This is a genomic window from Stenotrophomonas sp. YJH_SMC_119, from assembly GCF_059368315.1.
Map to the genome: position 1 here is coordinate 100,074 of NZ_JCAFRP010000010.1, position 21,818 is coordinate 121,891.

Consider the following 21,818-nt stretch of genomic DNA (forward strand, 5'->3'; position numbering starts at 1 on the left):
CCGGTTACCTCGGCAACAACGGCAGCAGGAGCGCGTGCGCGTCCACCAGCGAGCCGACGATGCGGTGGCCCAGTGCGCGTAGTTCTTCGTCAGGATGGACCAGGTCAGGCACCTGGATCACGGTCATGCCGGCCGCCAGCGCCGCACGCGTACCGGCCGGTGAGTCTTCCAGCGCCAGGCAGCGTTCCGGCGCCTGGCCCAGCCGCTGCGCGGCCAGCAGGTAGATATCCGGCGCCGGCTTCGGCCGCGCCACGTCGCCACTGGTGATCACCGCATCGAAGTACGGCAGCAGGCCGGCAGCGGCCAGCTTGCGGTTGGCGCGCGGCTGCCGCGTGGTGGTCGCCACCGCGCGCGGAACCGCATGCGCCTTCAGCAGTTGCAGCAGCTCCAGGATGCCCGGCCGCAACGGCAGGCCGGTCTGCGTGCGTGCTTCATACAGGTCGTGGCAGCGCGCGGCCACCGCCTCGATCACGCTGTCCTCGATGCCCTGCGCACGCAGCAGCGCGTGCGTGTCACGGTCACCGAGGCCGACCATGCGCAGGAACACCGCCTCGTCCAGGCCCAGTCCGAACTCGTCGGCGGCCTGGCTCCAGCAGGCCAGCGAAACCCGCTCGCTGTCGATCATCAGGCCGTCCATGTCGAAGATGACGGCGTCGGGGAGGAACGGCAGCGCAGCGATGGTGGTCATGGAGCGAACAGCGTATCCAGGTCGGTGGAGGTGAGCTGCCGCCATTGCCCTTCGTCCAGCCCCTGCAGATCCAGCCCGCCGACGCGGCTGCGGTGCAGGGCCTGCACGTGGTTGCCGGTGGCGGCGAACATGCGGCGTACCTGATGGTAGCGGCCTTCGTGCAGCACCAGGCGCGCGCGACGCGCATCCAGCACTTCCAGTTCAGCCGGCAGCAGGGGCGTCTTCTCGGACTCCAGCATCAGCGTACCGCTGGCGAACAACGCTACCTCGTCGCCGCGCAGGTCGTCGCTCAACTCGACCTCATAGACTTTCGGCAGCTTCGACTTCGGCGAGATGATCCGGTGCAGCAGGCCGCCATCGTCGGTCAGCAGCAGCAGGCCACTGGTCTCGCGGTCGAGGCGGCCCACCGTGGACAGCACCGGATCGCGATCGCGGAAGCGCGGCGGCAGCAGATCGTAGATCAGGCGGCCGGTGTCCTTGGTCGAGCAGGTGTAGCCGGCCGGCTTGTGCAGCGCGATCGACAGGCCCACCGGCGGGTCCAGCGGCTCGCCGTCGACACGGATCGCCTCGTGCGGCACCTGATCGTCGGCATACAGCACCTCGCCGTCGGCGTCGGTGACGCGGCCTTCGCGGAACATCCACTGCACCTGCTTGCGGCTGCCATAGCCCAGGTTGGCGATGAGCTTGACCAGCTTCACTTGCCCTTCCCCTTCACCGCTTCCACCAGCTTGAAGCCATCACGCTCGGCGATCACGCGCACCGCGCCAAAGCTCTCGTTGAGCGTGTACTCGTACGGCAGGTGGCGGTTGGCCACCACGTACAGGCGTCCGCCCGGGCGCAGCGCCTGCGCGGCCACGGCGATGAAGCGCTGGCCGATGTCCGGGCGATCGGCGCGCGACGGCGTGTGGAACGGCGGGTTGCTGATGATGACGTCGTAGCCCGGTTCGATGCCGGCGGTGACGTCCTGCCACAGGAAGCGCAGCGGCAGCGGGCGCGGCGGCGGCGCCAGATTGAGTTCGGCCAGTGCCAGCGCGCGCTGCTCGGCTTCGTACAGGTCCAGCGCGGTGATCTTCGGGCAGCGTTCCAGCAGCTCGCGCGACAGGTAGCCGTAGCCCGCGCCGAGGTCGGCGGCACGCCCGGCCAGGTCGGCCGGCAGGTGTTCGGCCAACAGCGCCGACGCCGGGTCGATGCGATCCCAGGCGAACACGCCCGGGCGGCTGAGGAAACGGCCCCCGACAATCGGGCGCACTGCATCCAGCGCCGACCAGCGCTTGGCCAGGTCGGCGTCGTGCTGGCCCTGCATCGGCGCGGTCCAGTACACGCGGCAGTGATTCTTGGTCAGGCTGCCGCCGAGGCCGGTCAGCTGCTTGAGGTCACCCTCGCCCGAGCGTGCGCCTTCGTTGTTGGACTGGCAGGCAACGATGCGGCCGCCGTCGGCGACCAGCGCCAGCGCGCGGGCGAACAGCGCGCGGGCTTCTTCACGCTGGCGCGGCGGCAGCACCAGCACCAGCGGGTAGCGGCCCTTGCCGGCCACATCATCCAGCTGGCCGCTGACGGTCCAGCCGGCGGCCTGCTGCAGCGGCTGCGCGAACGGGGCGAAGCTCTGCTCGCAATGCACCTCGCGGTTGCCGGCCACTTCGCGCAGCGGCCAGCCGTCGCGGGCCCGCAGGAAAGCCACGGGACCTTCCGGCCAGCGCAGGGCGCCTTGGGAGAACGGCAGGAACAGGGTCTGCAGGGGGGCGTCGTCGCTGGAGGCCATCGGCGCGGGTACTTCAAGCGTGAGGGCCGTCCATTGTACCGGCTTGACCGGGCCGGCCCCTGCAGCCGCTTTGCGAAACCCGAACGGGGCCTTGATCTGCCAGCAACATTGGAACGTTCAGGGTAGAGGCTCCCCCGGAAACCCAGGAGAACCTGCATGCGAGCCTTGTTCGTCGGTGGCGTGGTCGACAACAGTGAAATGGACCTGGAAGGCAGCCATCCGCCCGTGCATTACCCCGAGGACACCGGCGGCGGCCACTCGCGCTACCGGCTGCACCAGGTCGGTCATGGTGCCGACGGCAGCGTGGCCTATGCGGTGTATGGCGCGCCGGACTTGGCCGATGACGAGGTGGCGAGGGTTGCGGAGGAGCGGGCGTATGCACGCCGGTTCGAGGCGACGCCGACCCTGTTCGAGCACTGAGCGCAGCAGCCACGCATGGCGTGGCTCTACTGCAACCTCTGGTAGATCCACGCCAAGCGGGGATGGGCCCGGCAGGTTGCCGTCAAACCCTCGGCGGCAACCTGCGGATGCTGGCGATCTCGTCCAACCACACATGGTGCTGCTGCACCGGCGTGTCGTAGTCATCCAGGCGCAGCTGGCCGTTGCTGCCTTCATCGCCAGCGACGTTGCGGTATTGCTGCACGGTTGGCCTCACGGCCACCGTGCCGAGCAGGCGGCGGCCATCGTGCAGAATCAGTTCCACCTGCGTTTCGCCATCCAGCTGCGGCAGCAGGGCTTCCAGGCGCGCGATCTGCGCCGGATCGGTGTGGATACGTGGAGCTATACGGGACATCGGCGACCTCCTGATTGCAGAGTCGCCGATCGGCCGTGAATGTTCAGTGCAGCGCGCTGTCCGCGCGCGGCACCTGCACCTTGCGTACGGCAGCCACCAGCTGCGCCACCGAGTACGGCTTGGCGACATGCTCCTGGAAGCCCGACGCCAGCGCGCGGCGGCGGTCATCGGCACGCGCCAGTGCAGTCACCGCCACCGCAGGCAAGGTTGCCGCGTCCACGCCCATGTCCTCGCGCAAGGTGCGCACCAGCCCATAGCCATCCATGCCCGGCATGCCGATGTCGGTCAGCATCACGTGGTACTGCAGATGGCCGGTGTCGGCCAGCAGTGCCAGTGCCTCGCCGGCCGAGCTGGCCGCCGACACGCTGGCGCCCTGCTCTTCCAGCATGCGCCGCAGGTACTCCAGCACCTCCGGCTGGTCTTCCACCGCCAGCACATGCATGCCCCGCAGCGGATACGGTTCGACGATCACCGGCTCCAGGATCGGCCCGCTGATGACTTCGCGCAGCGGCCGGCGCTCGGCATCCGGCAGGTGCTGGGGCAGGCGCACGGTGAACGTGGCGCCGTGGCCATGGCCTTCGCTGGCGGCGGCGACGGTGCCGCCGTGCAGTTCGACCAGCTGCTGCACGATCGCCAGGCCCAGGCCGAGGCCGCCATGGCGGCGCGTGGTGGTGCCATCGGCCTGGCGGAAGCGGCTGAACAGGTGGTTGAGGAACTCCGGTGCGATGCCATCGCCGGTATCGCGCACCGTAATCACCCAGTGGGTGCTGTCGGCCTGCAGCTGAACGTCGATGCGGCCCTCGGCCGGGGTGAACTTGATCGCATTCGAGAGCAGGTTCCAGAACACCTGCTGCAGGCGCGTGGCATCGCCCAATACCAGGCTGGGCTGCTCGGGCAGCTGCAGGTTCACGTCCAGCGCCTTTCCTTCGGCCACCAGTTCCTGCGCGCCGATGGCTTCGCCAAGCAGCGTGCGCAGGTCCAGCACTTCCACCTCCAGCTGTACCTTGCCCAGCAGCATGCTGCTGAGGTCGAGCATGTCCGAGATCAGCCGCTTCTGCGCACCGGCGCTGTTGGCGATCACGTTCAGGCCCTTGTACAGCGGGCTGGTGTTGTCCACGCGCTGCAGCAGCAGCTCGCTCCAACCGAGGATGGTGGTCAGCGGCGTGCGCAGCTCGTGCGACAGCGTGGCCAGGAACTCGTCCTTCAGCCGCGCCATGTTCTCGGCGGCGCTGCGCGCGGCGCGTTCGGACTGCAGCAGTTCCTCGCGTGCCAGTTCGATCTCGCGGCGCTCGGTCACGTCCGGACTGCTGCCAGCCAGGCCGATGAAGCGGCCCATGCGCGAGAAGCGCGGGCGCGCGTTCATCTCCAGCCAGCGCCACTGGCCGTCGGCGCGCCGCGCACGTACCAGCGCATGCATCGAACGCTGCGCCTTCAGTGCTTCCTGCAGCTCGTACTCGAATACGGACGCATCATCTGGATGTACCAGGCCGCGCCAGACATCTTCCGGAACGCGCGTTTCGTCGCCACCGAAAAACTCGCTGAAGGCGCTGTTGACGAAGCGGGCGTGGCCGCGCTCGTCGAGCACCCATACCGGCATCGGCAGGCCATCGGCCAGTGCGCTGAAGCGGGCTTCGCTTTCGCCCAGCTCCACTTCCATCTGCTTGCGCGCGGTGATGTCGAAGAACAGGATGCCGACCTTGTCTTCGCCCGGACGACCAACGCGCACCGCATCAACCGCGAACGAGCGGCCCAAGGCGCGCGCTTCCATCTCGAACTGGGCGGGGCGACCACTGCGGGCCACTTCACCGTAGATGCGGAACCAGTCTTCCTCGTGGTCCGGTTCCAACGCACTCATGCGCTGACCGCGTGCGTCCTTCAGGCCGGTATGGCGCTCGAAGGCGTCGTTGACCTCGATGAAACGATAGTCCACCGCGCGGTCGCCTTCGAACAGCACCTGGATCACGCAGAAACCGGCGTTGATGCGCTCAAGCACGCCATGATGCAGGTCGGGTTCGGGCGCCGGCACCATCATCGGTGGGCGCTCCACTAGGGGCGGCAGTGTGGACAAGGGCGTCTGGACGGGCCGAATTGGAGACACAGCATGTTCCAGAGAGCGTATTCACAGCGTCAAGCGCCGTCAGTCAGGGTTGACGACGATGAATTGGCGGCAACCCCCCTTGCATACGCCGCAGCCGGCCATTGCAGTGACCCGGCCACAGGATCACACTCGATCCGTGATCAACATCGTCCCCAGCGCGGGGACGCAGGAGACCGTCATGAAACGCGCACTCGTGATTGCCCTGCTGGCAGGCGCCCTGGTGGTGAGCGGCGCCAACGCTGCAGCGCGCAACGTAACCGGTACGGACGCGCCGCGTGCGTTGCAGGCCAATGGCCCGGTCAGCGTGAAATGGGAGGATCCGGCCACGTTCACCGAGATCCGCCAGAGCACCAACCGCTTCGAGGCCGAACGCGGTGACTGGGTACAGCAGCTGGCCCGCTACCTGCAGACCACCGCTGCCAAGCCGCTGCAGCCTGGGCAGACCCTCGATGTCACCCTGGTGGACATCAAGCGTGCCGGTGACTACGAGCCGTGGCACGGCCCGCGTGCGCGCGACATCCGCGTGATGCGCGATATCTACCCGCCCCGCATCACCCTGCAGTACACGTTGAAGGACGCCGACGGCCGTATTGTGAGCGAAGGCGACGCGCGCCTGAGCGACTCCGGCTACCTGCAGGGCAGTGGGTTGCTGACCAACAGCGATCCGCTGCGCTACGAGAAGCGCCTGATTGATGACTGGGTGAAGCGCCAGCTGGCCAGCCAGGCCACCGCTGCGCGCTAGGGCCCTCGGCAGGTGTCGACCCTGGTCGACACGTATTCACCGCGCCGGCCAAGGTCGGCCGCTACCAGAACTGCGCATGGCGACCGCTGCGCGCCAGGCCCCCGGTAGGTGTCGACCTTGGTCGACACGCATTCATGGCGCCGACAAAGGTCGGCCGCCACCGGAGCCGAGCGTGGGCTCGGCGCTACACGTACACCTTCGCCACGCGCTTGACCGCGCACGGCAGCTGGTACGCGCTCACGCCGCATCGCGGCGCCAGTTCCGCCAACGTCGGCGCACTGCCCCACAGTTCCACCACGCTGCCCACCGCGGCCTGCGGATGCGCCGTCAGGTCCACCGTCAGCATGTCCATCGACACGCGCCCGATCAGTGCGCCGGGCTGGCCATCGATCAATACCGGCGTGCCATTCGGGGCGAACTGCGGATAACCGTCGGCATAGCCCAGTGCAACCACACCCACGCGGGTGCGCGCCTTGGCCACGAAGCGGGCGCCATAGCCCACCGGCTCACCCGCCTCGATCCAGCGTTCGGCGATCACCTTTGACTGCATCGTCATCACCGGGCGCAGGCGCTCGGTCAGTGCCGTGTTGTCCGGCAGCGGGTTTGCGCCATACAGCATCAGGCCCGGGCGCACCCAGTCGCTGCGCACGTCCGGCCAGCCCAGCAGCGCCGGCGAGTTGCACACGCTGGTCTCGCCGTGCAGGCCCTCGATGGCCCGCGCGAAGGTCGCCGCCTGTTGGTGGGTGCGTTCGCTGTCCAGCTCGTCAGCGCGCGCCAGGTGGGTCATCAGCACGATGCGCTCGACCTGCGGCAGCGCCGACAGGCGTGCATGCGCGGCACGGAAGCTGTCCGCGTCCAGGCCGAGGCGATGCATGCCGCTGTCCAGCTTCAGCCACACCGTCAACGGGCGCGGGCTGTCGAAGGCGGCGACGGCCTCCAGCTGCCACGGCGAACCCACGGCGAACCAGAAATCATGCTCGGCCACCAGCGCCATGTCGCTGGGTTCGAAGATGCCTTCCAGCAGCAGGATCGGCGCACGGATGCCGACCTGGCGCAGTTCCAGCGCCTCTTCGATGGTGGCCACGCCGAAACCATCGGCCTCGCCTTCCAGCGCCTGCGCACAGCGCACCGCGCCATGCCCATAGGCGTCGGCCTTGATGATCGCCAGAGCCTTGCCACCGCCCAGTTCACGGGCGAGCCGGTAATTGCTGCGCAGGGCGCCCAGATCGATCAGCGCGCGGGCAGGACGCATGTGCGGTTCTCTTGTTGCGGCGCGTGACCGTACTGGCCGTAGCGGAAAATATCCAGGCCTTCGGTGCTGATCTGCGGCTGGCGCGCGCTCATCAGGTCGGCCAAGTAGCGGCCCGAGCCGCACGCCATGGTCCAGCCCAGCGTGCCGTGGCCGGTGTTGAGGTACAGATTGCGGAACGGCGTGGCGCCGATCACCGGCGTACCGTCCGGCGTGGCCGGGCGCAGGCCGGTCCAGAACTGCGCACGCGACAGGTCACCGCCCTTCGGGTAGAGGGCGCTGACCACCAGCTCCAGGGTTTCACGGCGGCGCTGCGACAGCGACAGGTCGAAGCCGGCCACTTCGGCCATGCCACCGACACGGATGCGGTCGTCGAAACGGGTGACCGCCACCTTGTAGCTCTCATCGAGGATGGTCGAGGTCGGTGCCATCGCCGGATCGGTGATCGGCAGGGTCAGCGAGTAGCCCTTCAGCGGGTACACCGGCAGGCGCATGCCCAATGGTGCGACCAGCGCCGGCGAATAGCTGCCGAGCGCGACCACGAAGCGGTCGGCGGTTTCCAGCTTGCCGTCGATGCGCACGCCGGTGATGCGGTCGCCATCGAACTCCAGGCCGGTGATGTCCTGGTCGAAGCGGAACTCGACACCGGCATCCACGCACATCTGCGCCAGGCGGCGGGTGAACAGCTGGCAGTCGCCGGTCTGGTCACGCGGCAGGCGCAGCGCGCCGACCAGGCCATCGACATGGGCCAGGGCCGGTTCGGCCTGGATGATGCCGGCGCGGTCCAGCACCTCGTACGGCACGCCGTACTGGGCCAGGATCTCGATGTCCTGCGCCGAGGCATCCAGCTGCTGCTGGGTGCGGAACAACTGGGTGGTGCCCAGGTCGCGGCCTTCGAATTCGATGCCGATCTGCGCACGCAGCTCGTTCAGGCAGTCCCGGCTGTATTCGGACATGCGCACCATGCGCGCCTTGTTGATCGCGTAGCGCTCATGGGTACAGTTGCGCAGCATCTGCCACAGCCAACGGTACTGGGCCAGGTCCATGCCCGGCTTGATCGCCAGCGGTGCGTGCTTCTCGAACAGCCAGCCGATCGCCTTCTTCGGCACGCCCGGGGCCGCCCACGGCGAGGTGTAGCCGAACGACAGCTGGCCGGCATTGGCGAAGCTGGTTTCCAGCGCCGGTCCGGGTTGGCGGTCGATGACCGTGACTTCAAACCCGGCCTGTCGCAGGTACCAAGCACTGGTGGTGCCGATCACGCCGCTGCCGAGAACTAGGACTCGCATGGGACTTCTCCAACCCGATCATTCCCTGCACTGGAGCGTGCCGGGACCATAATTGGGGAAGTATAGACAGCCATTCCCAGTTGATTTGCCTGTTTTGAAATCAACCGGCAGGATGTTCTCCTGCAATTCATTCCCCAAGGTTGACGGCCATGGCCACCCGTACCCGCGAACTGGACAAGATCGACCGCAAGATCCTGCGCATCCTGCAGGCCGAGGGCCGTATTTCCTTCACCGAACTGGGCGAGCGGGTCGGCCTGTCGACCACGCCGTGCACGGAGCGCGTGCGCCGGTTGGAGCGCGAAGGGGTGATCACCGGCTACCACGCCCACCTCGACCCGGCCGCAGTGAAGGCCAGCCTGCTGGTGTTCGTGGAAATCAGCCTGGCCTACAAGTCCGGCGACATTTTCGAGGAGTTCCGGCGCGCGGCGCTGAAGCTGCCCAACGTGCTGGAGTGCCATCTGGTGTCGGGCGACTTCGATTACCTGCTGAAAGCGCGGATCAGCGAAATGGCCTCCTACCGCAAGCTGCTCGGCAGCACGTTGCTGACACTGCCGCACGTGCGCGAGTCGAAAAGCTACATCGTGATGGAAGAAGTGAAGGAAACGCTGAGCTTGCCGATTCCGGATTGAGGCGGTTGCGATCGGGGTCAGAGCCCGCGTTGCGGGATCCGACCCCGGTCGGGATTCGGCAAGGGGTCGGATCCCGCGCAGCGGGCTCTGACCCCGGTCATGGCAACAGTCAACGCTGCTGTGGATGTTTCTGCGAGCGCTGTTCCTGCTGCTTGCCGCCCTTGTGCGGCTGCTGCGGGTCCATCTGCTGTTGCTGCTGCGGGTTGCGGCCCTGCGGTTCCTTGCCGGGATGACGGTTCTGCTGGTTTTTCATGATCGCGATCCAGTGGACAAAGGACATGCGGCGGCGAAATGCCGGCGCACGGTCACGTTGGTCCCGGAACGGTTAATCGCAGGCGAAAAAGCAGTGATCTGCAGCAGGTTGTTTTCGTGCGTTCAGCCCGCACAGCCCGCAGCCGCTGCCCACCTGGATTCGCATTGGAGGTCAGCGCTTGATCTGCTGGCCATCGCCGGCCGGCACGCTGTCGTAATAGCGGCCGGTGCGCGAGTCGAACACGCGGTTCGGGCCGGCCGGGCGCACCCCGGGAACGATGCGGCCATTGCGGTCATAGACCTTGTCGGCCGGCTTCGGGACCGGCGCCGGCGCGACCTGGGCCGGACCGGTGGACTTGATCGGCTGCGTCGGCTGTGGCGAGGGCAGTACCTGCGGCTGCGGGCGCGCGGCCTGTGGTGGCGGCACCACCGGCTGCGGTGCCACGGTGGTGGCACTGCGGGTGGAGGTCGGGCTCGACGACGTCGGTACCTGGGCCTGCGCGACCAGCGGCAGCAGGGCCATCAACAACAGGGGAGGGATCGGTTTCATGGCACGCTCCGACGTGGATCGTCTTCACCATGCGCCAGCGCCTGTGTGCCGCCCATGAACGGCCATCACACTTGCAAGCGGGCGCCAGCACCCCCACGTTTTCCGGCACCCCCAGGCCATCGACCCCACGGAGCGCCGCCATGACCGCCTTCGATCTGACGCCCCCCACTGCCACCCAGACCGAGGCGCTGGTTGCCGGTCTCAGCAGCGAGGAACGCCGCGTGCTGCTGCAGCACGGCACCGAGGCGCCGTTCTGCGGCGTATTCCTCGACAACAAGCGCGAGGGCGTCTACTGCTGCCGGCTGTGCGCGTTGCCGTTGTTCCGCTCCAGCACCAAGTTCGATTCCGGCACCGGCTGGCCCAGCTTCTTTGCTCCGTTCGATCCGGCGCACGTGCGCGAGATCCGCGATACCAGCCACGGCATGGTGCGCACCGAGATCACCTGTGCGCGCTGCGGCAGCCACCTCGGCCACGTATTCCCGGACGGTCCGCCGCCCACCTACGAGCGCCACTGCCTGAACTCCGTCTCACTTTCGTTCACCGGCAATGGCGAGCCCTGGCCCGACCCGTTGCAGCGCGGCGGCGCAGAAAGCGGTGTGGCGGGCTGAAACACCCCGCTGACCGATTTCACAGAATTCCCTCTTCAGAAAACCGGGCGACGGGCCGACAAGGAGATATCCCCTCTCCTTGCGTCGCCCCATGCTCATCATCGTTGGATTCCTGGTCGTCATCATCAGCGTGATCGGGGGCTACCTCGGTGCCCACGGCCGCCTGGGTGCCCTCTGGCAGCCCTACGAGCTGGTCATCATCGGCGGCGCCGCGCTCGGCGCCTTCCTGGTCGGTACCCCGGCCAAGACCGTCAAGCAGACCCTGCAGGCCATGGTGGGCGTGTTCAAGGGCCCGCGCTACAAGCAGCAGGACTACATCGATGTGCTCAGCCTGCTCTATGAACTGCTCAACAAGGCGCGCCGCGAAGGCTTCATGGCGCTGGAAGACCATGTCGAGCGGCCGGCCGAGAGCGCGCTGTTCGGCAACTACCCCAAGGTGCAGGCCGACCATCACCTGATCGACTTCATCACCGACTGCCTGCGCCTGATGATCGGCAGCAACATCGAGCCGCACGAGCTGGAACCGCTGCTGGAACTGGAGCTGGAAAAGCACCATGCCGAAGCCATGGCGCCGTCGCAGGTGTTGACCAAGGTCGCCGACGGATTGCCCGGTTTCGGCATCGTGGCGGCGGTGCTGGGCATCGTCATCACCATGGGTTCGATCGGCGGCGACATCGTCGAAGTGGGCGGCCATGTGGCCGGTGCGCTGGTCGGTACCTTCCTCGGCATCCTGCTGGGCTACGGCTTCGTCGGCCCGATGGCGGCGGCGATGGAAGCCCGCGCCGAACAGGACAGCCGCATCTACGAATCGGTCAAGACCGCCCTGCTGGCCTGCCTGCGCGGCTACAACCCGAAGATCGCGCTGGAATTTGCCCGCAAGACGCTGCCGTCGAACGTGCGCCCGGCCTTCTCCGATTTCGAGCAGCACCTGAAGACGGTCAAGTAAGCCATGGCCGAGAACAAGCCCACCGTCATCGTCCGCCGGATCAAGAAGGCCGGCCACGCCGCCCACCACGGCGGCTCGTGGAAGGTGGCCTACGCCGACTTCGTGACCGCGATGATGGCGTTCTTCCTGGTGCTGTGGCTGATGGCCACCACCAACAAGAACGACCGTGCGGCCATTTCCGAGTACTTCCGCAACCCCAGCCCGCTGAGTGGGCAGAACGCCACGCCGGCGCCCGGCATGGCCGGCCCGGGCGGCGCCAGCACCTCGATGATCAAGCTGGGCGGTGCCACCGACATCTCGCGCGGCAACAGCAACGATCCCTTCCAGAACCAGAAGGAGGCCGTGCCGCAGCCGGTGGACCAGCAGCAGCGCGACAAGCAGCAGCTGGAAGCGCTGATGAAGGAACTGCAGGAGGCGATCAGCAGGAGCCAGGCGCTGGAGCCGTTCAAGGACCAGCTGCTGCTGGACCTGACCCCGGAAGGCCTGCGCATCCAGATCGTGGACAAGCAGAACCGGCCCATGTTCGACCTTGGCAGCGCCACGCTGAAGCCGTACACGCAGCAGATCCTGCACGAACTGGCCGAGTACCTGAATCATGTGCCGAACCGGATCAGCCTGACCGGCCACACCGACATCACCGCCTATTCGGCCGCACGCGGCTATGGCAACTGGGAACTGAGCGCCGATCGTGCCAACGCCGCACGGCGCGCACTGGTGGACGGCGGCCTGGAGGACAGCAAGATCACCCGTGTGGTCGGCCTGTCCTCGTCGGTGCTGTTCGACAAGACCGACCCGCAGAACCCGATCAACCGCCGCATCAGCATCGTGGTGATGACCAAGGCCGCCGAGGAGGCCGCCCTGGCCGGTGCCGGCCCGCAGGTGGGGCTGTCGGCGCCCACCGCCGACCCGGACGTGCAGGCCGCGCAAGGTGAGGCAAAGTAGACGGTGGGTGCGGACCTTGGTCCGCACATCCGGGAAAGCGTGCGGACCAAGGTCCGCACCCACCAGGGGCATCACCCGGCGCACCCGCTACAATGGCGGTCTTTCCGTTTCCAGGTGATCCCACCCCATGTCCCAGAACTCCAAGGCCAAGCGCGACAAGCGCAAGAAGCAGCAGGCCAAGCGCCCGTTCCTGCGCCTGAACGCCCAGCAGCAGGTGCAGAACCATGCCGTGCTGACCAACGAAGACGGCCAGGTGGTCGCGGCCATCGGCCTGCAGGGCCGTGAGTGGCTGCTGGCCATCGGCGGCCAGACCATGGGCAACGCCGAGAACCCGGTGCCGATGCTGGCCATGCTCAAGCACCTGGCCAACGTGCAGGAGAAGGAAGGCCGCAAGGTCAACCTGGAATACTCCGAACTGCTGCAGAAGCTGCTGGACACCCTGGCGGCCGAATCCGAGCAGACCGCCGACGAGTACCTGGACAAGCTGGTTGCCGAGTTCGAAGGCGTCGACGCTGCTGAAGGCGAGGAAGGCGAAGCCGCCGACGGCAACGTGGCCGAAGAAGCCGCTGCCGAGGCCGCTCCGGCCGCTGACAGCGACAGCAAGCCGCAGGCCTGAACCGGCCGCGGCGGTGACGGTCTACGTCGATGACGCGGTGCATCCCTGGCGCGGACAGCGCTGGGCGCACCTGATGGCCGACACCCTGGCCGAGCTGCACGCGATGGCGGCGCAGCTCGGCATTCCCCCGCGGGCCTTCCAGAACAAGGCCAGCGGTGCCCACTACGATGTCACTTCCGAGCTGCGCGCACAGGCGATCGCGCTCGGTGCGCGGGCGATCTCACGGCACACCGACCGTGAACTGGTCAAAACGGTGATTGCCAACGCCAGGGCGCAGTACCGGCCGTAGGCCACGTCGCGGTTTCGCCGGACACCAACCGGCACCGACCGGGTAGAGTCGACTGTCAGTCGACTATCGCGCGCAGCGCGGGGTTCTCGCGGCCGGATGGGAGAGCAGTCGACTAACAGTCGACTCTACCCCGTCGGGTCGTCCCCAGCGGATCAACCCATCAGGCCGCGCCCAGCAGATCGTCCCCGCCGGGTCGTGCCGGGCGGATCGGCCCATCGCTCAGAACGGGTCGCTGCCCAGCCGGATTTCCACGTTCAGCAGCGAGCACAGCGCCAGCATTGCGTCGTCGTCGCGGGTCAGCGCCATCACGCCGGTGAAGCCGTCGCTGCCGGCATCCACGCTCCACAGCGTGTAGTTGTGCTCGCGCAGGCGGTCGAAGGCGGTGGACATCAGCTGCACGCCGTCCAGGTCTTCGGCGAAGTCCTCGTCATCCAGGTCGCCGCCCCAGTCCAGCTGCAGGTTGAAGCGCGCCGACAGCTCGTTCACTGCCGACTGCAGCGATTCCAGATCATCACGCTCGACCTCGAAACCGGACTGCCAGGCGATGGCCGTGAACAGGGCCGGCAGCCAGTCGCTGTCCGCTTCCAGCGGCTGCCCGTCCTCGGCCAGGTGTTCGCGCCAGCGGTTGAACTGCTGCAGGGCCAGTTCCTCGTCGCCCGGGTTGATCAGCACCAGCAGGTTCCAGACCCGTGCCTCGAAGCCATCTTCGTCGAAGTCGTGGATGTCTTCCTCGAAGTCGAAATAGTCGCTGTTGTCGGGCATGGCGGAACTTCCTCTGGGGCAGGCCGGCATTCTACGGTTTATCCTGTGCCGCTGAAGCCGGCCTTGGTGGCCGTCACTGTGAATGAAGCGATGAGCGATACCCCTCCCGACCACCTGGCGATCAACCCGGCCAGCCCCTTCCATGATGCGCAGGCGCTGGAGCGCGGCGTCGGCGTGCGTTTCAACGACGTCGAGCGTGACAACGTCGAGGAATACTCGGTCAGCGAAGGCTGGATCCGCGTGCAGGCCGGCAAGGCCCGCGACCGCCGCGGCAACCCGATGACCATCAAGGTCAAGGGCAAGGTCGAGGTGTATTTCCTGGACCAGAAGCCGGAATAAGCACGGCTCCCGGATCCTGGGGTCAGATCCCTTTCCTGCGGAAAGGGATCTGACCCCGATCAACGCGGACCAAGGTCCGCACCCACCCGGGGTACACGGTCATTCGCGCTTGCGCGATTCCAGCAGGTCAAGGTTGCGGATCAGGCGCCGCGAGATCTCATCGGAGATCACCCCGCGCCGGGTCAACCGGAACAGCTCCTCGCGCTCGGCATTGAGGCCGGCGCTGCGCAGCTGGCGGTAGCCCATTTCCATGCGCCGTACCTTCTCCGGGTCCACGTCGGGCCCATCACTGTCGCGCTCCAGGTGGCGCTGGTAGAGCAGGCTCACCCGCGAGGCGGCGTCGTTGTACAGCTGCACGTTCTCGGTGTTCTGGTTCATCACCAGCTGCTGGCGCATGCGCTCGACCCCGGCCAGCGCGGCCTTCGACGACAGCCGGCGTGCCAGGTCCTCTTCCTTGCGCTCGCCCGAGTCAGCCGGCAGCTGCAGGCCCTTCAGCAGCTGTGGCAGCGCGATGCTGGCGCCCAGCAGCGAGAACAGGATCACCGATGCGGCTAGGAAGATCACCAGGTCACGCGCCGGGAATGCACTGCCGTCGGGCAGGAACAGCGGCAGGGTCAACACACCGGCCAGGGTGATCGCACCGCGCACGCCGGCCACCGAGGTCGCCACCACGATGCGCCAGTTCGGTGCCTCGCCCCGCTCCAGGCCGCGACGGCGCGCGCGCAGCAGGTTCCAGCGCAGCGACAACCACACCCACAACAGGCGCAGCACGACCAGTGCCAGATTGATCACCACCACATACACCAGCAGCCACCACGCACTCTGGTGGCCGGTCTCGTTCATGGTGGTGGTGGCGCGTTCGACGATGCCCGGCAGCTGCTCGCCCAGCAGCACGAACATGATGCCGTTGAAGCTGAACTGCAGCATGTTCCAGACCCCGGCGCGCTGCACGCGCATGCTGCCGGAGACGCGACCGGTCAGCTCGACATAGCTCATCGCGATACCGGCGGCGACCGCGGCGAGGATGCCCGAGGCATGGATCTCTTCGGCCAGCAGGTAGGCCGCGAACGGAATGAGCAGGTTGACCAGCATCGCCGCGCCGGGCTCCTCGCCGAAGCGGCGCCACAGCCAGCGCTGGAAGGTGGACACACCCAGCGTCACCGCCACGCCCACCGCCAATCCCGCCACCGCCACCCACACGAAGGTCAGCGAGGCCGTGGCCAGCGAGAAGGTGCCGGTCATCACCGCCGCCACCGCGAAGCGGAAGCAGACCAGGCCCGAGGCATCGTTCAGCAGCGACTCGCCTTCCAGGATGTGCATCAGGCGCTTGGGAATCGGCGCCTTCGAAGCGATCGCGCCCACCGCCACCGGGTCGGTCGGCGAGACGATGGCCGCCAGCGCGAAGCACACCGCCAGCGGCATCACCGGAATCAACCAGTGGATCAGGAAGCCGGCGCCGATGACGGTGAACACCACCAGGCCGAACGCCAGTTCGAGGATCGCGCCCTTGTCGCGGAACAGGCCCTGCTTGGGAATGCGCCAGCCATCGAGGAACAGCAGTGGCGGCAGGAACAGCAGGAAGAACACTTCCGGCTCCAGCGCGTGGCCACGGTTGAACACCCCGGCGATGACCGCACCCAGGCCGATCTGCACCAGCGGCAGCGGCAACGAGAACGGCAGGACGCGAACCAGGTAGCCGCTGGCGACAACGGCCACCAGCATCGCCAGGACGACTTCAATGGTATGCATGCTTCTTCCAGGAAGCGGCGCGTGGGGAGGCTTGGAGGCCAGCGCCGGAAACCCGGAAAAAACTACCACATGCGGCCATGGCCGCGACGGCCGGGGCCGCCGCGCGTCAGCCCCGGCTCATGCCCCGTCGAAGCGGTATAGATCCATGGCAAGGAAGCCGGCATCGATGCCGGCATCGATGCGGCGTGCGCCGAAACCGCCCTCGCCGGCCGCGCCCATTGCAAAGAACAGCGGCAGCAGGTGCTCGTCGGTCGGGTGCGCGCGTTCGGCGAACGGCGCCTGCCGGCGGTAATCCAGCAGGGCCTGGCGGTCATCAGCGGCCAGGCGCTGCTCCACCCATTCGATGAAGGGCCGCACGTACGGCGCTTCCTTGCCGTCCTGGTAGTCGCCCCAGTCGTGCAGATTGTGGGTGATGCTGCCGGAGCCGACCAGCAGCACGCCCTGTTCGCGCAGAGGCGCCAGCGCACGGCCCAGCGCGAACTGATGCTCGGGGCCGAGCAGCGGCTGGATCGACACCGGCACCACCGGGATGTCCGCCTGAGGGCGCAACAGCCGCAGCGGTACCCACGCGCCGTGGTCGAGGCCACGCTGCGGGTCGATGGCCACTGGCAGGCCTGCGGCGGCGATGCGGCCGGCCACTTCTTCGGCCAGTGCCGGATCACCCGGTGCCGGGTACTGCAGTTCGAACAGCGCGCGCGGGAAGCCACCGAAGTCGTGGATGGTCGGCGGCTGTGGATGCGCGCCAACCAGCGGCTGCCGGCCCAGCCAGTGCGCCGAAGCCATCACGATGGCGCGCGGCGTCGGCAGATCGCGCGCCAGCTCGGCCAGGCGCACGCCAACCTGGCCCGGCTGCAGGGCAGTCATCGGCGAACCATGGGAGATGTACAGCGAAGGCAGGCGGGACATGGAATTCTCCAGTTGCAGGATCAGGCGGCGATCAGCGCGAACGCAGGGTCCACTTGCCATCGCCGAGCAGGAACAGCACCACCAGCGCCAGCGCCCAGAACGCCGGGTATTCCCAGCCGCCGCCAGCATTGGCGAAACCGAAGCCGTTGGCGCCGTGCACGGTGACGATGGTGCCCAGCAGCAGCGGCACGCCGACCAGGCCCACCCAGCGTGCGTAGATGCCCAGCAGCAGCGCGACGGTGATCACCAGTTCGACGCCGATGGTGAGGTAGCCGAGCACACCGGGCAGGCCCAGAGACTCGAAGAACGCCGCCGTACCGGCCGGGGTGAAAACCAGCAGCTTGGTCAGTGCGTGGACCAGGAACAGCACGCCCAGAGCCAGGCGCAGCAGGGTGGCGCCATACGGCGCCAGCGGCGAAACAGGAGCGGTCGTGGTGTGCATGGCAAAGCACCTTGAAGGGAGTGGGCACAGGTTATTGCGCCTTCACTGGCCGATAAATACGATCGTTTGACCGTATTTATTTCACAAGGCGCAACAATGGACACCCTCGAGGCGATGCGCGTGTTCGTGGCGGTGGTCGAGCGCAACGGCTTCAGTGCCGCCGCCCAGGCCCTGGACATGTCCACCGCCGGCGTCACGCGCCAGGTCGCGGCGCTGGAAAAGCGCCTGTCCACCCGCCTGCTCCACCGCACCACGCGCCGGGTCAGCCCAACCAGTGCCGGCGCCGCCTACTACGCCCAGTGCGTGCGCCTGCTGGCCGAATTCGACGCGCTGGAGGCCAGTATCGGCGCGCAGGCGCTGGAGCCTTCGGGCACGCTGCGCATCAACGCACCGGTGAGCTGGGGCATTGCCCGCCTCGGCCCGCTGCTGGCCAGTTATCGCCAGCGCTTCCCGCAGGTGGAGCTGGACCTGGCGCTGTCCGACCGGCTGGTGGACATGGTCGAGGAAGGCTACGACGTGGCCATCCGCATCACCCGCGAGCCCGGTCCCACGCTGATCGCGCGCCGCCTGGGCGAATCGCGGGTGAGCCTGTGCGCCGCGCCGGCCTACCTGGCCGCACACGGCACCCCGCAGACCCCGCAGGAGCTGCAGGCACACGCATGCCTGAGCTACAGCTACTGGGCCGCAGGCAACAACTGGCCGCTGCAGGGTCCCGGCGGTGAAGTGAAGGTGGCGGTAAGCAGCCTGCTGCACGCCAACAACGGCGACGTGCTGCGCGAAGCGGCGATCGCCGGCATGGGCGTGATCCTGCAACCGGACTTCCTGCTGGAAGACGCACTGGCCGATGGCCGTCTGGTGCGCGTCCTGCCCGAGTGGGAGGCCGCGCCGATCGGCATCTTCGCGGTCTACACCAGCCGCAGCCACCTGGCACCGAAGGTGCGCAGCTTCATCGACCACCTGGTGGAAACCGGGGTGTAGCCGAGCCTGGCGTTTGCGGTAGTGCCGGCCGCTGGCCGGCAATCAGACACCTCCCGGTCCTGGGCGAATGCCGGCCAGCGGCCGGCACTACCACTTAGGCGGCGACCTCATCCAGCGCGTCGATGATCCGTTCCAGCGGTGCCGGCCGTCCCAGCAGGTAGCCCTGCACCTGGTCACAGCCGTGCGCAGCCAGCCAGTCCAGCTGTCCCGGCGTCTCCACGCCTTCGGCGATGATGGTCAGGCCCATGCTGTGGCCCAGCGACAGCAGTGCGCGGCAGATCGAGGCGTTGCGTGGATTGGTTTCCACGTCCGCCACGAAGCTGCGGTCGATCTTCAGGATGTCCAGCGGCAGGTGCTGCAGGTAGGACATGCTGGAATAGCCGGTGCCGAAGTCATCCAGCGACACGCTGATGCCCTGCTCGTGCAGGCGCTGCATGGTCTGCATCGCCTGCCCCGGCTTGCGCATCAGGCTGCTCTCGGTCAGTTCCACATGCAGCGCACCCCGCGCCAACCCGAACTCCTGCTGGGCGCGGGTGAACTCGGCCACCAGGTCGCTGTTGAAGAACTGCACGGCCGAGACGTTGACCGCAATCGGCAGTTCGCCCCACCCGGCCTCGACCAACCGCCGCTGCGCCTTCGCTGCCGCTCGGATCACCCAGCGGCCAAGTGCCAGGATCAGCCCGGTGTCCTCGCACAGCTGGATGAACTCATTGGGCGGAATGAAGCTGCCATCAGCCTGCGGCCAGCGCAGCAATGCCTCCAATGCCGCCGGGCTGCCATCGCTGGCATGCCGGATCGGCTGGAAGTACAGCTGGAACTCGTTGTCGATGGCCGCATGGATGCGCCCGGCCAGGCGCAACCGGTCGGCCAGCCGCGTGGTCACCGCTGCGTCGAACCAGACCACCACGTTGCCCTCGGCACGCGCCGCGTGCGCCGCCTGCGCGGCCATGCCGATCACCTGTTCGGCGCTGTGGCCGTCACCGGCCACATGCACCGCCACGCCGATGCGCGGCTCGAACTGGTGCAGTGAATCCTTGCCACGCATCGGCGCCGACACGATCTGCAGCAGGTCGTCCAGCACGCGCTGGGTATCGTGCTCCGAACCGATGGCGAACACGAAGTCCTCCGCCGGCTGGAACGCCAGCGTGCCGCAGCGTGCGCCCAACCCGCCCAGGCGGGTCGCCATCGACTGCAGCACGGCATCACCGATCTCACGGCCCAGCGTATCGGCCACCAGCTGCAGTCCGCGCAGTTGCACGAAGGCGATGGTATAGCCCTCGCCCTGCTCATCCAGCTGGTCGGTCAATGCACGCACGTTGAGCAGGCCGGTGGCCGGGTTGTGCCGTGCCTGGTAGGCCAGGTCGCGCTCGTAGGCCAGCCGTTCGCTCACATCCTCGGCCAGCACCAGGCACGCGGGCTGTCCGTCGAAATCGAGCTTGGACAGGTGTGCGCGCACCTCGAACACACTGCCGTCCTTGCGCCGGTGCAGGCGCACGGTTGCGTCGGGGGGATCGCCCACCTGCGCGCGCTGGATGGCACCACGCACCTCGTCCCAGCCTTCGCGCGGGCGGATGTCGAGGATGCTCATCGCCAGGAACTCTTCGCGGCTGTAGCCGTACTGCCGCACCGCCGCGTCATTGACCTCGATGAAGCGCAGCGTGTCCGGGTCGAACACCCAGAATGGCGCCGGGTTGCGGTCGAACAGCAGGCGGAAGCGGCGTTCCACTTCGCTCATCTGCTCGCGCGCCTGGTAGCGTTCGCTCAGGTCGGTCAACGCGCCGATCATGCGTCGTTCGCTGTCGGCCACCTCCACCCGCTGTCCGCGCGCGCCCACCCAGCGCACTTCACCACCGGGCAGCACCAGGCGGAACACCTGGTCGAGCACTGCGCCGCCGGCAAAGGCCTGGTCGAAAGCCTGCTGCAGGCGCGCGGCATCATCGCGATGCACGCGAGCGAAGAAGTCGGCTACCGGCAGCGCATCGGTCTGCACGCCGAAGATCTCGCGCGCCAGGGGGGACCAGCGCAGCAGCGCGGCGTCCTCATCCACGTACCACGTGCAGACACGCCCGACCTGATGGGCCAGACGCAGCTCGGCATGACCCGCCTTCAGTTCCTCGGCCATCGCCTGCTGGCTGCGGGTACTGCGGCGCACCGCATACAGCAGCACCAGCAGCACCACGATGTAGGCCAGCACGATCGCCACCGATGCCTGCAGGTACGGCCACCAGGATGCCAGCACGTCCTCATCGGCCAGGCCGATCTGCACCGCCAGCGGGCTGCGGTCGAGCGTACTGATGGTCGTGATGCGCGGTACACCATCGACCACGCCGGGCAGGCTGCCGAGCTCGACCACCGCCTGCTTGCCGAGCAGGTCACGCCGCGGCAGGTCGTAGCGGCGACCGACCGTGCCATGCGGATCGGGCACGCGCGCCAGCATGTAACCCTCGGCGTCGGTGATCGAGACCAGCCCGTTGGGACCAACATCCAGGCCGCCGGCGATGCGCTGCAGTTCACCACAGCGCAGCCGCGCCAACAGCCAGCGTTCACCGGCCATCGGCAGTGCCAGCGGCACCACCCAGTCGCCATCGCTGGCCCGCTGCGGCGGGCCGATGTACAGGGCACTGCCCTGCCCCCGGCGCAGCGGGTCGGTCCACAGCGGCAGCTGCAGGTCGCCGCGCCCGGCGGTCAGCGCGCGCCCGTGGCGGTCCAGCACCACGATGCTGTGCAGTTCAGCGTGGCGGCGCAGCACGCCACCGATGGCCGCATCCAGCAGTACCGGGGCCTGTGACGGCACGCTGCGGAACAACTCACCGGCATCGCCGGCGATGCCGGTCATCGCCCGCTCCAGATTGCGCAGTTCCAGCGCCAGCAGGCGCTCGCTCCCCACCGCCAGCGCCCGGCTCTGCCGCTGCGCCGCCTCCAGGCGGCGGTGATGGTCGTTGGCCAGCATGGTGGCCAATCCGGCCACCAGCAACAGGCCCAGCAGCACGCCGCCCCAGGTGATGGCGCGCAACGGACGGGCCAACGCCCGCTTCAACGCGGGCATCGGTCGATCTTCCTTGTGCAGTCGGCTGGCTTCATGCGCGAACGAATCCTCCACATCCCCGACCTCAACGGCCGGCGGACGCCATTCTTGACGCCTGACCCCGTCCTGCATGGCCACCTCCCCGTGTCCGCGCAGGGCTCCAGGGCCCA

24 protein-coding genes are annotated in these 21,818 nt (G+C 67.8%); 10 read left to right on the forward strand and 14 right to left on the reverse strand.

Annotated elements, in window-relative coordinates; genetic code table 11:
* Positions 1-4: 4 nt before the first annotated feature.
* From AC5P6S_RS15370 to AC5P6S_RS15380, 3 genes are read right to left on the reverse strand one after another with little or no spacing between them, the layout of a single operon-like run.
* Positions 5-688, reverse strand: coding sequence for an HAD family hydrolase (locus AC5P6S_RS15370; RefSeq protein WP_043033919.1), 684 nt, complete (start codon positions 686-688; stop codon positions 5-7).
* Positions 685-1,386, reverse strand: coding sequence for a pseudouridine synthase (locus AC5P6S_RS15375; protein ID WP_005407927.1), 702 nt, complete (start codon positions 1,384-1,386; stop codon positions 685-687). The genes AC5P6S_RS15370 and AC5P6S_RS15375 overlap by 4 nt, the downstream gene beginning before the upstream one ends.
* Positions 1,383-2,447 (reverse strand): class I SAM-dependent methyltransferase, encoded by a 1,065-nt coding sequence (locus AC5P6S_RS15380; RefSeq protein ID WP_049395664.1) that lies wholly within the window; start codon positions 2,445-2,447, stop codon positions 1,383-1,385. The genes AC5P6S_RS15375 and AC5P6S_RS15380 overlap by 4 nt, the downstream gene beginning before the upstream one ends.
* Positions 2,448-2,603: 156 nt before the next feature.
* Here AC5P6S_RS15380 and AC5P6S_RS15385 point away from each other — a divergent pair, with 156 nt between their 5' ends.
* Entirely contained in the window at positions 2,604-2,867 is a 264-nt protein-coding gene (locus AC5P6S_RS15385) for a hypothetical protein (protein ID WP_005407925.1), read from the forward strand.
* Positions 2,868-2,949: 82 nt separating this feature from the next.
* Here the strand turns inward: AC5P6S_RS15385 and AC5P6S_RS15390 are convergent, their stop codons facing one another.
* Positions 2,950-3,240, reverse strand: a complete 291-nt coding sequence (locus AC5P6S_RS15390; RefSeq protein WP_024957100.1) for a DUF3247 family protein — start codon at positions 3,238-3,240, stop codon at positions 2,950-2,952.
* A 43-nt stretch (positions 3,241-3,283) separates the two neighbouring features.
* Entirely contained in the window at positions 3,284-5,272 is a 1,989-nt protein-coding gene (locus AC5P6S_RS15395) for a hybrid sensor histidine kinase/response regulator (RefSeq protein ID WP_495204658.1), read from the reverse strand.
* 244 nt (positions 5,273-5,516) lie between these two features.
* Between AC5P6S_RS15395 and AC5P6S_RS15400 the strand changes: the two genes are divergently transcribed.
* Positions 5,517-6,080, forward strand: coding sequence for a DUF3016 domain-containing protein (locus tag AC5P6S_RS15400; RefSeq protein WP_043033923.1), 564 nt, complete (start codon positions 5,517-5,519; stop codon positions 6,078-6,080).
* A 184-nt stretch (positions 6,081-6,264) separates the two neighbouring features.
* Here the strand turns inward: AC5P6S_RS15400 and alr are convergent, their stop codons facing one another.
* Complete coding sequence (gene alr, locus AC5P6S_RS15405; protein WP_065184142.1) at positions 6,265-7,332, reverse strand: alanine racemase; 1,068 nt, start codon at positions 7,330-7,332, stop codon at positions 6,265-6,267.
* Positions 7,311-8,615 (reverse strand): D-amino acid dehydrogenase, encoded by a 1,305-nt coding sequence (locus tag AC5P6S_RS15410; protein WP_495204659.1) that lies wholly within the window; start codon positions 8,613-8,615, stop codon positions 7,311-7,313. The genes alr and AC5P6S_RS15410 overlap by 22 nt, the downstream gene beginning before the upstream one ends.
* Before the next feature lie 149 nt (positions 8,616-8,764).
* On the opposite strand from AC5P6S_RS15410, the gene AC5P6S_RS15415 reads away from it, so the two are divergent.
* Positions 8,765-9,244 (forward strand): Lrp/AsnC ligand binding domain-containing protein, encoded by a 480-nt coding sequence (locus AC5P6S_RS15415; RefSeq protein ID WP_005407919.1) that lies wholly within the window; start codon positions 8,765-8,767, stop codon positions 9,242-9,244.
* Between the two features lie 109 nt (positions 9,245-9,353).
* On the opposite strand, the gene AC5P6S_RS15420 is transcribed toward AC5P6S_RS15415, so the two are convergent.
* Together AC5P6S_RS15420 and AC5P6S_RS15425 are read right to left on the reverse strand one after the other, a co-directional pair.
* Positions 9,354-9,524 (reverse strand): hypothetical protein, encoded by a 171-nt coding sequence (locus AC5P6S_RS15420; protein ID WP_060381079.1) that lies wholly within the window; start codon positions 9,522-9,524, stop codon positions 9,354-9,356.
* A 144-nt stretch (positions 9,525-9,668) separates the two neighbouring features.
* Complete coding sequence (locus tag AC5P6S_RS15425; protein WP_065184141.1) at positions 9,669-10,046, reverse strand: classical arabinogalactan protein 4; 378 nt, start codon at positions 10,044-10,046, stop codon at positions 9,669-9,671.
* 140 nt (positions 10,047-10,186) lie between these two features.
* Here AC5P6S_RS15425 and msrB point away from each other — a divergent pair, with 140 nt between their 5' ends.
* The 5 genes from msrB to AC5P6S_RS15450 all read left to right on the forward strand — a co-directional run bounded on the left by msrB (position 10,187) and on the right by AC5P6S_RS15450 (position 13,447).
* Complete coding sequence (gene msrB, locus AC5P6S_RS15430; RefSeq protein ID WP_005412124.1) at positions 10,187-10,654, forward strand: peptide-methionine (R)-S-oxide reductase MsrB; 468 nt, start codon at positions 10,187-10,189, stop codon at positions 10,652-10,654.
* Positions 10,655-10,745: 91 nt separating this feature from the next.
* On the forward strand, positions 10,746-11,600 hold the full coding sequence (gene motA / locus AC5P6S_RS15435; RefSeq protein WP_005407915.1) for a flagellar motor stator protein MotA: 855 nt from the start codon (positions 10,746-10,748) through the stop codon (positions 11,598-11,600).
* A 3-nt stretch (positions 11,601-11,603) separates the two neighbouring features.
* Positions 11,604-12,542: a flagellar motor protein MotB gene (gene motB, locus AC5P6S_RS15440; RefSeq protein WP_111196653.1), complete on the forward strand. Its 939-nt coding sequence runs from the start codon at positions 11,604-11,606 to the stop codon at positions 12,540-12,542.
* A 127-nt stretch (positions 12,543-12,669) separates the two neighbouring features.
* Complete coding sequence (locus tag AC5P6S_RS15445) at positions 12,670-13,158, forward strand: hypothetical protein (protein ID WP_065184140.1); 489 nt, start codon at positions 12,670-12,672, stop codon at positions 13,156-13,158.
* A gap of 13 nt (positions 13,159-13,171) precedes the next feature.
* Complete coding sequence (locus AC5P6S_RS15450) at positions 13,172-13,447, forward strand: DUF4031 domain-containing protein (RefSeq protein ID WP_005412122.1); 276 nt, start codon at positions 13,172-13,174, stop codon at positions 13,445-13,447.
* A 219-nt stretch (positions 13,448-13,666) separates the two neighbouring features.
* On the opposite strand, the gene AC5P6S_RS15455 is transcribed toward AC5P6S_RS15450, so the two are convergent.
* Positions 13,667-14,209, reverse strand: a complete 543-nt coding sequence (locus tag AC5P6S_RS15455; protein WP_005407911.1) for a DUF6630 family protein — start codon at positions 14,207-14,209, stop codon at positions 13,667-13,669.
* Positions 14,210-14,299: 90 nt separating this feature from the next.
* On the opposite strand from AC5P6S_RS15455, the gene AC5P6S_RS15460 reads away from it, so the two are divergent.
* Entirely contained in the window at positions 14,300-14,548 is a 249-nt protein-coding gene (locus AC5P6S_RS15460; RefSeq protein WP_005415112.1) for a DUF3297 family protein, read from the forward strand.
* A 99-nt stretch (positions 14,549-14,647) separates the two neighbouring features.
* On the opposite strand, the gene AC5P6S_RS15465 is transcribed toward AC5P6S_RS15460, so the two are convergent.
* The 3 genes from AC5P6S_RS15465 to AC5P6S_RS15475 all read right to left on the reverse strand — a co-directional run bounded on the left by AC5P6S_RS15465 (position 14,648) and on the right by AC5P6S_RS15475 (position 17,645).
* Positions 14,648-16,297, reverse strand: coding sequence for a Na+/H+ antiporter (locus AC5P6S_RS15465; RefSeq protein ID WP_005407909.1), 1,650 nt, complete (start codon positions 16,295-16,297; stop codon positions 14,648-14,650).
* 117 nt (positions 16,298-16,414) lie between these two features.
* On the reverse strand, positions 16,415-17,203 hold the full coding sequence (locus AC5P6S_RS15470) for a dioxygenase family protein (protein WP_005407908.1): 789 nt from the start codon (positions 17,201-17,203) through the stop codon (positions 16,415-16,417).
* A gap of 31 nt (positions 17,204-17,234) precedes the next feature.
* A complete protein-coding gene (locus AC5P6S_RS15475; RefSeq protein ID WP_005407907.1) occupies positions 17,235-17,645 on the reverse strand; it encodes a DoxX family protein in 411 nt (136 codons plus the stop codon).
* Between the two features lie 96 nt (positions 17,646-17,741).
* Between AC5P6S_RS15475 and AC5P6S_RS15480 the strand changes: the two genes are divergently transcribed.
* Positions 17,742-18,623, forward strand: a complete 882-nt coding sequence (locus AC5P6S_RS15480; protein ID WP_100443131.1) for a LysR family transcriptional regulator — start codon at positions 17,742-17,744, stop codon at positions 18,621-18,623.
* A gap of 94 nt (positions 18,624-18,717) precedes the next feature.
* On the opposite strand, the gene AC5P6S_RS15485 is transcribed toward AC5P6S_RS15480, so the two are convergent.
* Positions 18,718-21,780, reverse strand: coding sequence for a bifunctional diguanylate cyclase/phosphodiesterase (locus AC5P6S_RS15485; RefSeq protein WP_495204660.1), 3,063 nt, complete (start codon positions 21,778-21,780; stop codon positions 18,718-18,720).
* Positions 21,781-21,818: the final 38 nt, after the last annotated feature.